The sequence below is a fragment of the Snodgrassella sp. M0110 genome, from assembly GCF_016101465.1.
In the GTDB taxonomy this organism is placed as follows: Bacteria; Pseudomonadota; Gammaproteobacteria; order Burkholderiales; family Neisseriaceae; genus Snodgrassella; species Snodgrassella alvi.
Window position 1 is genome coordinate 90,310 of sequence record NZ_JACFQM010000007.1, and the last position, 14,385, is coordinate 104,694.

Annotated in this window: 10 protein-coding genes; 5 read left to right on the forward strand and 5 right to left on the reverse strand. The window is 42.5% G+C overall.

Going from position 1 to position 14,385, the window contains the following annotated elements:
- Positions 1–192 precede the first annotated feature (192 nt).
- Positions 193–1,410: an NO-inducible flavohemoprotein gene (gene hmpA, locus H3T84_RS09565; protein WP_198218959.1), complete on the forward strand. Its 1,218-nt coding sequence runs from the start codon at positions 193–195 to the stop codon at positions 1,408–1,410.
- An 87-nt stretch (positions 1,411–1,497) separates the two neighbouring features.
- On the forward strand, positions 1,498–1,947 hold the full coding sequence (locus H3T84_RS09570; RefSeq protein ID WP_198218960.1) for an Rrf2 family transcriptional regulator: 450 nt from the start codon (positions 1,498–1,500) through the stop codon (positions 1,945–1,947).
- A gap of 41 nt (positions 1,948–1,988) precedes the next feature.
- On the opposite strand, the gene H3T84_RS09575 is transcribed toward H3T84_RS09570, so the two are convergent.
- From H3T84_RS09575 to H3T84_RS09590, 4 genes are all read right to left on the reverse strand, one after another.
- Positions 1,989–3,176, reverse strand: a complete 1,188-nt coding sequence (locus H3T84_RS09575) for an LD-carboxypeptidase (RefSeq protein ID WP_198218961.1) — start codon at positions 3,174–3,176, stop codon at positions 1,989–1,991.
- A 215-nt stretch (positions 3,177–3,391) separates the two neighbouring features.
- Entirely contained in the window at positions 3,392–4,834 is a 1,443-nt protein-coding gene (locus H3T84_RS09580) for an aminoacyl-histidine dipeptidase (protein WP_198218962.1), read from the reverse strand.
- A 72-nt stretch (positions 4,835–4,906) separates the two neighbouring features.
- A complete protein-coding gene (gene ubiE / locus H3T84_RS09585; RefSeq protein ID WP_198218963.1) occupies positions 4,907–5,644 on the reverse strand; it encodes a bifunctional demethylmenaquinone methyltransferase/2-methoxy-6-polyprenyl-1,4-benzoquinol methylase UbiE in 738 nt (245 codons plus the stop codon).
- Positions 5,645–5,713: 69 nt separating this feature from the next.
- Positions 5,714–6,100 (reverse strand): gamma-butyrobetaine hydroxylase-like domain-containing protein, encoded by a 387-nt coding sequence (locus tag H3T84_RS09590; protein ID WP_232346179.1) that lies wholly within the window; start codon positions 6,098–6,100, stop codon positions 5,714–5,716.
- A 153-nt stretch (positions 6,101–6,253) separates the two neighbouring features.
- Between H3T84_RS09590 and nadE the strand changes: the two genes are divergently transcribed.
- Entirely contained in the window at positions 6,254–7,045 is a 792-nt protein-coding gene (gene nadE, locus H3T84_RS09595; protein WP_041880207.1) for an NAD(+) synthase, read from the forward strand.
- 148 nt (positions 7,046–7,193) lie between these two features.
- On the opposite strand, the gene H3T84_RS09600 is transcribed toward nadE, so the two are convergent.
- Positions 7,194–8,912 carry a proline--tRNA ligase gene (locus H3T84_RS09600; RefSeq protein ID WP_198218964.1) on the reverse strand — a complete coding sequence of 573 codons (1,719 nt, stop codon included), beginning with the start codon at positions 8,910–8,912 and terminating at the stop codon, positions 7,194–7,196.
- A 124-nt stretch (positions 8,913–9,036) separates the two neighbouring features.
- Here H3T84_RS09600 and hemG point away from each other — a divergent pair, with 124 nt between their 5' ends.
- Both hemG and H3T84_RS09610 read left to right on the forward strand, forming a co-directional pair.
- Positions 9,037–9,606, forward strand: coding sequence for a menaquinone-dependent protoporphyrinogen IX dehydrogenase (gene hemG / locus H3T84_RS09605; RefSeq protein WP_198218965.1), 570 nt, complete (start codon positions 9,037–9,039; stop codon positions 9,604–9,606).
- Positions 9,607–10,535: 929 nt separating this feature from the next.
- A partial coding sequence (locus H3T84_RS09610) for a calcium-binding protein (RefSeq protein ID WP_304944962.1) occupies positions 10,536–14,385 on the forward strand: 3,850 nt, incomplete at its 3' end.

Genomic DNA, 14,385 nt, shown 5'->3' on the forward strand with positions numbered 1-14,385 from the left:
TAACTCATATTAGCCAATCTATGCGCCACTTTCCGCATTTCATCCCTTGATAGCAATACCGAACAGATTGAAATAGAAAAATTATTCATTTAATTGATTCAGTATTTATTGACAGCTGTTATTAAGCAGCCTAATATAAAATATGTATTTTATATACATATTAAATTATACAAAATTTTCGGGAGAACAATCATGCAACTTACTACCAGACAAATCGAACTGGTTCAGTCTACTATTCCAACCCTAAAGGAACACGGTGTTGAACTAACCCGCTACTTTTACAACAGGATGCTCACTAATAACCCCGACCTGAAAGAAATATTTAACCTTGGCAACCAGCGCAATGATGCGCAACCACATGCACTGGCCAGTGCAGTATTGGCTTATGCTCAAAACATTACCAAATTACAGAACCTCGGCGATGCAGTTAGTCAGATCGCTCACCGGCATGTCAGTCTGGATATTCAGCCGGATCAGTATCCAATTGTTGGTACCAATCTGCTGCACTCCATCAGTGAGGTATTGAACGTCCCCATGGAAAGCGAACTGATAGAAGCATGGACTGCCGCTTATCAGCAACTGGCCGACATTCTTATTACCACAGAAGCAAATCTATATAAGAAACAAGATCAAACTGAAGGCGGCTGGAATGGCTGGAAAAAATTTAAAATAGTTGATAAGCAGATTGAAAGCAGCGAGATTACCTCTTTTTATCTGCAACCGGCAGACAACAGTCCACTGCCGGAGTATAAGCCCGGTCAGTATATTTCCGTTCGGGTTATGGTACCTCAGTTAGGCATCCGGCAACCGCGTCAGTACTCACTTTCCGACAGCAATCATCCGAACTATTTCCGCATCAGCGTCAAAAAAGAAATTGGTGACAAACAACATGCTGAAGGTTATGTGTCTACAACACTGCATGAACATTACCAGATCGGTGATGAACTGGAAGTAACCAACCCGACAGGTACTTTTATACTCCACCATCCACATAAAAATACTGTTCTGATTAGCGCAGGTGTTGGTATCACACCCATGATTGCTATTCTGAATACCCTTGCCGCAGAAAAAAATCCGCATCAGCAAATCAGTTTTATTCATGCCTGCCGCAACAGTAATGTACTGGCAATGCACCAGCATATCACCGAATTGCAGCAAAGCATGCCTAACCTGCGCAGCTATCTGGCCTGTGAAAACCCGGGTAAAGAATTAGCGGCTGATAAAATTGGTCGTCTGAATTTATCCGAACTGGACAGCTCACTACTGCCTGCTGATGCAGACTATTATATTTGCGGCCCGATAGAATTTATGCATGCACAATATCAGGCTCTGCGTGATTTACAAATACCACAAAACCAGATTTTCATGGAATTGTTTGGTACAGGCGGATTCAGCCAGCTGGCAGCATAATAACCATTTTGAAATTATTTAAACGAAATCTTTTCATGGCAGCTAAAAACAGGCAAAATTGACCTTCCATTAGTCTGACAGTCTGCCATGCAATTAAACCGTTTTACCGATTTAGGCTTACGCGTATTATTAGCTTTACAATACCTGCCTGAGAACAGACTTTCTACCGTAGAAAGTCTGGCCAAACAGCTCAGCGTATCTAAAAATCATCTAGTAAAAATTGTATATTTCATGGCACAGAGCGGCTGGATTGATTCCTTTAAGGGCAGAAAAGGTGGCATAAAACTGGCTGACTCCAGCTATCAGCTCAAACTGGGTGATATTGTTCAGGCACTGGAGCTGGCTTCATCAGAGACCCCTCATTTAATCAACTGCCGGCAACCCCCATGCTCAATGGCAGAGTTTTGCTATCTTCCCCGACTATTCAGCGAAGCGCAGCAAGCCTTTTATCATTCCCTGAACCGCTATACCCTCAGTCAGCTCAAGGCTCCGGCTGACAATCAGGCAATTATCAAATGGCTGGAGCAGCCAGAATAAATCAGCAGAAAATCCAAGCTGACAAACTACTGCCTGAATAATTACATCGTATCTTCGGTTTCAGATGAAGAATCATTAGCAGGCGCAGTAGATCCGTTAAGTAGTCCCTCAATGGCAGGCGGTTGCGGAAGCAGCGTATTTAAAGCCAGTACAGAAGGATTCAAAACCGGATAATCACTGAAATCAATCTGATAACCACCATTACTGGTAGAATACAAACTTGCTTTGGCGCCCAGAGGAAAGGTAACCTTATCGGTAATATGCCCGAAAGGAAATCCAGTTAGTACCGGAACCTTTGTCAGCCTTGCCATCGTCTGAATCACAGAATTTAAAGTATAACTACTGTCATAGACATCACGAATCGAGCCCATACGGAAATTACCCAGAATAATTGCCTGCTGTCGTGCAAGTACTCCGCTCAGATACAATGTCTGAAGCATGCGTTCTATCCGGTATGGCTGTTCACCCACATCTTCAATAAACAAAATACCGCCATTCACCTGTGGCATAAATTGAGAGCCGGCGAGCGCAGACAACACACTCAGATTGCCTCCCCACAAAATACCCTCAGCCCGTATCTGATAATTCTGTATATCGGCAACTGTAACTGACATTTTCGGATTACAGCTGTTCTCAATAAAAGAACGGGTGGTAAATAAACTCATCTGTGGTTTACCAAACTCACTATACAGCATTGGTCCAGCAAAACTGCACATTTTCCCCTGAGCCAGCAATGCCAGTTGCACAGCAGTAACATCACTGTAGCCATACAGTAATGTACCCTGCTCACGCATTCTTGCACCCAGAGAAGACCAGTTAACCAGAGGCAAAATACGCATCGCCCCGTATCCGCCACGCAGCCCCATCAGCACCTTCGGTACAGGTACCCGGCCGATAGCAACATCCTGCAAATCTGCAGCACGCTCAGCATCACTGCCAGAAAAACGCTGATAGCGACGCATAAACGCCTGCTGATTACTCACGGCAAAACCGGCTATAGCCAGACGCTGGGCTGCCAGCTCACTTCGGCTGACACTTTCACCAAATCCGGAACAGGCAAAAATACGCATAGTATTAAGATTATTATTGGTTTGCACAGGTACTTTAGGTGTTGATGCTGTTTTGACGTCAGGCTTCGGATTGCTGCGACAAGCCTGCAACAGACCGGCACCTGCAAAAGCAGCGCCGGCACGCAGAAAATTACGACGGCTATTTTGTTGAGTATCCATAAAACTCACTTCCTGATCCGGCAGATTGTCCGGACAAAAATATATGGGCCATTGTAAAAGTAATTCATTCTGATTAACAATAGTCAGAACCGAAATTATTTATGCCAGTACAAACCGGCTAAGGCTTACTATACCCTGTTTACGAAGAATAGCAGCAAAAAATAGCAAAAAGGCATGTCACAGCCATGCCTTTTCAGTACCAACCGGCAACCTGATTACTGCCGTGGCGGTATAGATTTGAGTAAATCCAGCAAAACAGACCAGCATTCAGCCACAGCTTTAATTTCTACCCGTTCTTTAGGAGAATGTGCTGCACGTATTGTCGGTCCGAATGACACCATATCCAGATGAGGTGCTTTACCACTGAGAATCCCGCATTCCAATCCGGCATGAATAATCTGCAACGGTGGCTGTTTACCATAGTGACGGGCAAAAATAGTGCTGGTTAGTTTCAGTAAAGAAGAGTCTGCATTCGGTGCCCAGCCCGGATAATCTGCTGTTAACTCCAGATTTGCCCCGGCCATCCGCGCTAATGCAGCCAGACGCAAACTGAATTCATCTTTAGGTGTTTCCAGAAGCGAACGCATCAGACAATGTATCAGTAAACCATCGGTTCCGGTTTTCACTTCCCCCATATTAGAAGAAGTTTCCACAATTCCCTTAAACTGCTCACTCATGCGCATTACACCATTGGGCACAGCCAGCAGCAAATCAAGCGCTTTTTGAGTACTTTCCAGAGTAGCGGCCTGAGTCAGGTTCTCTGCCGGTAAAACTTCAATATTCAACTGTGTTTCTTCTGCCCATTCTGTAGCAATAACAGAAGCAATTGGTGCAACAGCTGTACGTGCTGTATCAGCGTCCAGGCCAATCACAGCCTGAGCCTCACGCGTGATTACATTGCGCAGCTCGCCACCCTGCCATGAACCCAGAGCAAAAGGTATCTGTGCATACAAACCAGACAGCACCCGTGCCAGCAATACATTAGCATTGGCATGATTTTTATCAATATCCACACCTGAATGACCACCGCGCAAACCGGACACCCGAACAGTACATGCAGACAGCTTACCGGCTTGCCAGTTCAGAGGTAAGGTCATACTGGCATCGCGGCCACCGGCACAGCCAATAAAAATCTCACCCGCTTCTTCGGTATCCAGATTAATCAAATAGGGCATCTGCAACCAATCGGCACTTAGCGCTTCTGCTCCGCCCATACCAATTTCTTCTTCAACCGTAACAATCAGCGTTAATTCAGGATGCGCAATACCTTCACTGAATATTACTGCCAGCCCCATAGCCAGACCGATACCATTATCAGCACCGAGGGTCGTGTCATTAGCCCAAACCCAGCCATCTTTAATCTTGGTCTGCACCGGATCACGCTGAAAATCATGCTGCGAATCAGCACCTTTTTGTGCCACCATATCCATATGCGCCTGAATGGCTACCGGCACACAATTTTCCATACCTGATGTGGCTGGTTTGCAAATACGCAAATTTCCCTTAGCATCAATATCTGTTTTCAGACCATGCTCTTGTGCTGCCTTAACCAGCATTTCCCGCACAGCCTGTTCATGAAATGTCGGACGCGGTACCGCACACAAACGCGCAAACCACTGCCATACCGGCTGCGGCTGTAATTGTTCAATTTCACTCATAACATTATCCAGTCACATATAAAACAAATCAGGCCACCATATGGCAGCCTGAACACAGTGTCAACCGACAAACTAAAACTTAACCCCTTTATGCAAAGCCACCACACCAGCGGTTAAATTATGATAACTCACACTATCAAATCCTACATCCAGCATCATTTTTCTTAACGTTTCCTGATCAGGATGCATACGGATTGATTCTGCCAGATACTGATAGCTGTCTGCATCTTTAGCAATCAGCTTACCCATCAGCGGTAGCATCTTAAATGAATATAAATCATAAACCGGCTTGAGCGGCTTGAATACATGAGAAAATTCCAGTACCAGCAAAGTGCCGCCGGGTTGTAAAACGCGATACATTTCAGCCAGTGCCACTTCTTTATGCGTCATATTACGCAAACCAAACGATACCGACACCAGATTAAAATAATTATCCGGGAAAGGGAGTTTTTCTGCATCACACAGCGCCACCGGCAATACCAGCCCTTCATTAAGTAAACGATCCCGGCCCACTGTCAACATAGAAGAATTAATATCAGTAAGCCAGACTTCACCGCTGCGTCCTACCCGTCTGGCCCAGCCGCGCGACAAATCACCTGAACCACCGGCAATATCCAATACCTTATCACCTTTACGTACCGGAGCTGTGGTAATGGTAAAGTGCTTCCAGATCCGGTGTAAACCGCCGGACATCACATCATTCATCACATCATAGTTTTTGGCCACCGAATGGAATACACCGGCAACACGACCCGCTTTTTCATCTTCATCAACAGTTTGATAACCAAAATGAGTTTTGTGATCGCTCATACCACACTTTCAGAATTAAATATTGCCCAAATAAACTTATCCGGCTGCCTGCATCCGAATAACCGCAAATCAGTCGGGGTCACGGCTGGCACCGGCAAGAAGTAACTGCTTTTCATAACCTGCCCAGAGTTCTGCCTGACGAACAGCCAGATCATACAAATAATCCCAGTCGTACAACCCTGTATCATGTCCGTCTGAAAATGCAATACGCAAAGCATAATTACCAACCTGAGACAAAGCAGTAATCGTTACATCACGCTTACCTGTCTGTAATACTTCCTGCCCCGCCGCGTGACCGCGCACTTCAGCACTGGGTGAAAATACCCGCAGAAACTCAGCCTCAAGCTCATATGTTTTTGCTCCGTAAACCAGCCGTAATCTCTGCCGGTTCTGACTTAAGCGGATTTCAGCTGGTACCATATCCTGCATATAACTATTTTTTCCGTCACAAGACATTAACAAACTATACCTATTCTAACCTAATATACCACTTACTGCCCAATCAGATTAAATACATAAGCCGGCAGCAACAGCCGCAACAGACCCTTTGCAAGGCAAAGCTTAAAGAAGTATATTAATCCTGCTCAATAATCAGCGAAAGAATACACCATGCAAACAGCAGCCATCATTGAATATATTGTTAACTGGTTACGTGATTATGCCACTCAGGCAAAATGCAAAGGTTTTGTTGTAGGCGTTTCCGGCGGTATCGATTCTGCCGTAGTCTCAACTCTTGCTGCCAGAACAGGCTTGCCCACATTGGTACTGGAACTGCCTATTCATCAGAAAGTTAATCAGATAGCACGGGCACAGGAGCATATTCGTCAGCTGAAAAGCCGTTATAACAACATAGAAGAACACTGGGTAGACCTTACCCGCACCTTTGACTCATTTACCATGGCGGTAGACATTGGTGACAATAAAGATGAACAAACCCAGCTGGCACTGGCCAATGCACGCAGCCGCCTGCGCATGATTGCACTATATTACTACGCTCAGGAACGCGGCCTGCTTGTGGTCGGAACCGGTAATAAAGTAGAAGATTTCGGCGTCGGGTTCTTTACCAAATACGGCGATGGTGGTGTAGATCTCAGCCCGATTGCCGATCTGCTCAAAAGTCAGGTATATACACTGGCTGAAGAACTGAACATAGATCAGAATATTATTGATGCTCCGCCTACGGATGGATTATGGGATGCCGATAAAACCGATGAAGAGCAAATTGGTGCAACCTATCCTGAGCTCGAATGGGCTATGAGTGTCTACGATACTCATAAAACAGATGATTTTACCGGCCGCGAGCGCGAAGTATTTGCTATTTATGAACGTTATCATCGTGCCATGCAGCATAAAATCAACCCGATTCCGGTATGCAAGATTCCGGGCGAATTACTTAAATAATAGAAAAAACCAGATTGCAAAATCTGGTTTTTTATTCAGTAATCTTTAAACTGCAACCATAATTACATTATCAAATCAGATTATTATTTTCTAATAATAATCAGCCAAAACCAGACGCACAACGTCCGGTCTGTACACATTTAAAATTTTAATTACGGCTGAATAAAGCACAAATATGCGGCACTACTGCATCAACGGCCAGCTCAGTAGCTTCAGTATCCCTGCGTGCCTGATACTCTACTTTACCCGCTTTCAGACCACGGTCACCAATCACAATCCGGTGCGGAATACCAATCAGCTCAGAATCATGCAGTAATACTCCGGAACGTTCATCACGATCGTCCAGCAACACATCTATTCCGGCCTGCTGCAATTGCGCATACAAATTATCTGCGGCAGCTTTTACTTCAGCTGACTTTTTATAATTCATCGGCACAATCACCACCGTAAACGGTGCCATAGCTTCTGTCCAGATAATACCGCGTTCATCATTATTCTGTTCAATTGCCGCAGCAATCACACGCGTAATCCCGATACCATAACAACCCATTTCCAGCACAACATTTTTACCGTTCTGATCCAGAACAGTAGCCTGCATAGCCTCAGAATACTTAGTCCGTAACTGGAATACATGGCCAACTTCAATTCCGCGGGCCAGCTTCAGACTTCCGGTTCCGCACGGACTAGGATCACCGGCGATTACTTCGCGTAAATCAGCAAATTCCGGTTCTGCTGCATCACGGCCAAAATTAAAGCCCGTATAATGATGATCGTCTTCATTAGCACCAATTACCCAGTCTGCAGATTTTGCAGTAGCAAAATCGGCGTATACCTTACCATTAAAGCCCACAGGACCAAGCGAACCACCATGTGCGCCATTGAAAGCAGCTTCAATAGCTGCCACAGAAGCCATAGTTAACGGTGCTTTTACTCCTGCCAGCTTCTCAGCCTTGATTTCATTCAGATGATGATCTCCGCGAACCAGCAGCAATACCACCGTTCCCTCTTCTTCACCCTCAACAACCAGCGATTTCAGAGTCTGCTCAACCGGAATATTTAAAAATGCCACTAAATCTTCAATACTGCGTACATTCGGCGTGTGAACTTTGCTTAAAGACTGCCCTGCACTCAGGCGCTCTCCTGATAATGGCAAAGTAGCAGCCAGCTCAACATTAGCTGCATAGTCAGATGTATCACTATAGGCAATAACATCCTCACCACTTTCCGCCAGAACCTGAAACTCATGCGAACCCGTTCCGCCAATACTGCCGGTATCTGCTGCTACAGGACGATAATCCAGTCCCAGTCGGTCAAAAACGCGGCAATAGGCATCAAACATATCCCGATAAGTCTGTTGCAATGATTCAAATGAAGTATGGAATGAATAAGCATCTTTCATAACAAACTCACGGGCACGCATTACTCCGAACCGTGGCCGTACCTCATCCCTGAATTTAGTCTGAATATGATAAAAATTCAGTGGCAACTGCTTGTAGCTGCGAATTTCACTGCGCACAATATCCGTAATTACTTCCTCACAAGTCGGCCCCATACAGAACTCACGTTCGTGACGATCAGTAATACGCAATAATTCCTTACCATAAAATGCCCAGCGGCCGCTTTCCTGCCACAATTCAGCCGGCTGAACTACCGGCATCAGCAATTCAATCGAACCGGCACGATTCATCTCTTCCCGCACAATATGCTCAACCTTGCGCAGTACCCTTAACCCCATCGGCATCCAAGTATACAATCCGCTGGCCAGACGCCGGATCATCCCGGTACGCAGCATAAGCTTATGGCTGGCCAACTCCGCTTCGGCCGGAGCCTCTTTTAACGTTGAAATATAAAACTGACTGGCTTTCATATATATCTCCAAAAACAGCCGCCATTGTACCAGTCTCAGCGCAGTAAAAAAGCCAATATCTTGTACCTGAATAAACAAAATCAGCTTTAAATAATTACCCTGAGTAAAAACCTGCAGACGTGATATGATAAACCTTATTTATCTGAATCTGTGCACCATGAAATATCTGCTTGTATACAGCAGCCGTTTTGGCTATACCCTTAAAATTGCCCAGACACTTGAAGCGCAATGGACTGCTGCCGGCATTACAGTTGATATGATTAATCTAGCAGATGATCCGTTTATTCAGCAGGGGGAATATGATAAAATCATCATTGGTGCCTCTATCCGCTACGGACACTACGCTTCTCAGCTGGCACCCTGGATAGAACGCCATCAGCAAATCCTCAACAACACCCCAAGTGCCTTTTTCAGCGTCAGCATACTGGCAAACAAACCTCATCGCAGTACACCGCAAACACATACCTACACACGTAAATTTTTTACCAAAAGCCCATGGCGCCCTCAGTTAATTGGAATTTTTGCCGGAGAGCTGCACTATGCCAAATACAACCTGCTCGACCGCTACATGATGCGTCTGGTTATGAAACTGAATAAAGGCGAAACCCGTCTAGATGCCCATATTGAATATACCGATTGGCAAAAGGTACGGGATTTCGGTGAAGAACTACTGACTTTACAACTTAAAAAATAAATCGAAATTAAATATTAATTTTTACTGTCTTAAAAATTGTAAATGAGCGATCGATTAAACAATTTTAAACTGGTAATTTCATAAACAGATATTAATTATTAAGCATCAAAAAAAATAAACTTTTTCAAATTTAATTTAATAAATCAGAAAATATCAGTGATTAGTAAAATCAAATCAGACTCAATAAACTGATGAAGCATTTTTTGTACACAATTTATTATGGCAATATCGTATTAATAGCTAGTAAAATTATTTATATTAAAATTATTATCCAATCAAATAAAAAATAATTGATAATATTCAAATCTTAGTGTAAAATTATTTTATAATACTATCCTATATTTTAAACAAATATAACTTAATTAAACCAGTATAAACCGGTGAATTTAAATTTGCTTTAAATTTAAAGAAATAAAAACTGATTAAATCAAAATCAATCATATACTCAGTTTCTATCTTTTAAACAGTACAAAAATTACATTTAAAATATTAACTTCAGGAAATATCATCAATTTATATTTACAAGGAGAATCATACCCTAATGCACCTGACATTTTTCATTTCAATTTCATAACAAAATACTCAATTAAAAAACACAAATATAATTTTTATTACTTTAACAATAATATTAAATCAAGGAGAAATAATATTTAAATTCATAAAAACAGATAGATATTGAAATCCAATGCAATATATTTATTATAGTAAAACATTTATTTTTAACGTTAAATTCATATATTGAATATTTTTACATATATTTTTTTATAATTAGTTATTTACTTAAACTATACAAATAAACTCTTAAAATTAATAAATTATTATAAAAATTCATACATTTAACTAAATATTCACTCCGAAAATATTCCATATAAATTAATTTAGATAAAAATTATTATTTAACTTTTAAAATTTTCTACAAGGACTCAATAATGATACAAACAGACAGCAATATTTCCAATGTAAATAACCGGACAATAAACCGTTATATATATAAACCGGGCCATGGCCAGGAAATGATTAATCACAATGCCAGTGAAAATAATCAAAATCAGCAATATGAAATCACATTTGAACAGGCCAATTCTGCAAATGTCAGATTTTTTAAATCAGATAACAATCTGGTAATCCAGGCATATAACAATCAGGATTCTCTAACTATCATAGATTTTTTCAGCTCAGAAAATAATTATGCCGGTAACTTTATTTTTATCTTCGATGATAAAACATTAAATTCGAAATATTTCATAGATAACACAAATGTATTAAATGGAACAGAGAAAAATGATACGCTTAACGGATCAGACAAAAACGATACCATAAATGGTTATGCCGGTGACGATATTCTGAAAGGCGGTTCTGGATATGATGTCCTCATCGGCGGTAGCGGTAATGACAAACTTTATGGCGGTGATTATGAAAAAGACCGCTATGTGTTTGAAGCCGGGCACGGGCAAGATACTATCGTTGATAAAGGTTATCGGAATCAAAAAGAACAATATAATGATGTGGTATTTATGAAAGCTAAATCTACTGATGCTGTTTTTGACCGTTCCGGACAAGATTTAGTAATTCAGGCTTATGGAAATGATGATTCTGTAACCATACAAAATTTTTTCGATCTAAGCTATACCGACAATTGTGCATTTAACTTTGTCTTTGAAGATAAAGTATTAAGTGTTGATGATATTGCAGCCATGTCTTTTGCTATAGGCGGCACAGCAGGAGATGATGTACTCAGAGGCTGGGATTCAAATGATGTAATTGCCGGAGGGCCGGGCAATGATAAGCTGTATGGCGGCGATGGTATCGATAATCTTTTTGGCGGTAAAGGCGATGATGAGCTGTACGGAGGAAACGGAAATGATTATTTAAGTGGTGGTGCAGGTAACGATAAGCTTTATGGCGGCGATGGTAATGATATCCTTGTCGGTGGCGACGGGGATGATTACCTTGAAGGCGGCTCCGGCTATGATATCCTGATTGGCGGTCCCGGTAATGATACTCTTAAAGGCGGGATTCGTGAAAAAGATCGCTATGAATTTGCAGCCGGTCATGGTCAGGACACTATTGATGATGAAGCATATTTAAGTGAAAAAAATACTTGGGATGAAGTTGTGTTCAAAGATGCCCGTTTTGCCGATGCTCAGTTCATCCGTTCCGGTAATGATCTGATTATTAAAGCTTACGGTGATTCAGACTCTGTAACTCTGCCTAGTTATTTTACCCATTTCACCAAACGTGCATTCAACTTTATTTTCGAAGACAGAACTATCGGAGAACAGGATATCATCAAGGAAATTACATTTACCATGAATGGCGACGATGGTGATAATGTTATTCATGGTTGGGATTCCAAGGATATTATCAGCGGCGGCAAAGGTAATGATACCTTGTATGGGGAAGCCGGTAATGATGAATTATACGGTGATGAAGGTAATGATACGCTTTATGGCGGCGATGGTAATGATATCCTTGTCGGCGGCGACGGGGATGATTACCTTGAAGGCGGCTCCGGCTATGATATCCTGATTGGCGGTCCCGGTAATGATACTCTTAAAGGCGGGATTCGTGAAAAAGATCGCTATGAATTTGCAGCCGGTCATGGTCAGGACACTATTGATGATGAAGCATATTTAAGTGAAAAAAATACTTGGGATGAAGTTGTGTTCAAAGATGCCCGTTTTGCCGATGCTCAGTTCATCCGTTCCGGTAATGATCTGATTATTAAAGCTTACGGTGATTCAGACTCTGTAACTCTGCCTAGTTATTTTACCCATTTCACCAAACGTGCATTCAACTTTATTTTCGAAGACAGAACTATCGGAGAACAGGATATCATCAAGGAAATTACATTTACCATGAATGGCGACGATGGTGATAATGTTATTCATGGTTGGGATTCCAAGGATATTATCAGCGGCGGCAAAGGTAATGATACCTTGTATGGGGAAGCCGGTAATGATGAATTATACGGTGATGAAGGTAATGATACGCTTTATGGCGGCGATGGTAATGATATCCTTGTTGGCGGCGACGGGGATGATTACCTTGAAGGCGGCTCCGGCTATGACATCCTGATTGGCGGCCCCGGTAATGATACTCTTAAAGGCGGTAATCAAGAAAAGGATCGCTATGAATTTGAAGCCGGCCATGGGCAGGACATTATTTATGATGGAGCATACTCATATGAGGCAAATCGACATGATGATGTTGTGTTCAAAGGTGCCCGTTTTGCTGATGCTCAGTTCATCCGTTTCGGTAATAATTTGATTATCAAAGCTTATGGTGATTCAGACTCTGTAACTTTGCCTGATTATTTTAACGCAGATATCCGCCGTGGATTTAACTTGATTTTTGAAGACAGAACCATCAGTGCACAGGATATCATCAACGAAATTACATTTACTCTGAATGGTGACGATGGTGATAATTTCATCCATGGTTGGAATACCAAGGATATTATTAGCGGCGGTAAAGGTAATGATACCTTATATGGGTATGCCGGTGATGATGAATTATACGGTGATGAAGGTAATGATACGCTTTACGGCGGCGATGGTAACGACATTCTTGCCGGTGGCGACGGGGATGATTACCTTGAAGGCGGCTCCGGCTATGACATCCTGATTGGCGGCCCCGGTAATGATACTCTTAAAGGCGGTAGCAGGGAAAAAGATCGGTATGAATTTGCAGCCGGCCATGGGCAGGACACTATTGATGATGGAGCATACTCATATGAGACAAATCGACATGATGATGTTGTGTTCAAAGGCGCTCTTTTTGCTGATGCTCAGTTCATCCGTTTCGGTAATGATTTGATTATCAAAGCTTATGGTGATTCAGACTCTGTAACCCTGCCTGATTATTTTAACGCAGATATCCGCCGTGGATTTAACTTGATTTTTGAAGACAGAACCATCAGTGCACAGGATATCATCAACGAAATTACATTTACTCTGAATGGTGACGATGGTGATAATTTCATCCATGGTTGGAATACCAAGGATATTATTAGCGGCGGTAAAGGTAATGATACCTTATATGGGTATGCCGGTGATGATGAATTATACGGTGATGAAGGTAATGATACGCTTTACGGCGGCGATGGTAACGACATTCTTGCCGGTGGCGACGGGGATGATTACCTTGAAGGCGGATATGGCTATGATATCCTGATTGGCGGTCCCGGTAATGATACTCTTAAAGGCGGTAGCAGGGAAAAAGATCGGTATGAATTTGCAGCCGGCCATGGGCAGGACACTATTGATGATGGAGCATACTCATATGAGACAAATCGACATGATGATGTTGTGTTCAAAGGTGCCCGTTTTGCTGATACTCAGTTCATCCGTTTCGGTAATGATTTGATTATCAAAGCTTATGGTGATTCAGACTCTGTAACCTTGCCTGATTATTTTAAGGAAGATATCCGCCGCGGATTTAACTTTATTTTTGAAGACAGAACCATCAGTGCACAGGATATCATCAACGAAATTACATTTACTCAGAATGGTGACGATGGTGATAATTTCATCAGGGGTTGGGATACCAAGGATATTATCAGCGGCGGAAAAGGTAATGATACCTTATATGGGTATGCCGGTGATGATGAATTATATGGTGATGATGGTAATGATACGCTTTACGGCGGCGATGGTAATGATATCCTTGTCGGTGGCGATGGAGATGATTATCTTGAAGGCGGCTCCGGCTATGATATCCTGATTGGCGGTCCCGGTAATGATACTCTTAAAGGCGGTACTGACAGAGAAAAGGATC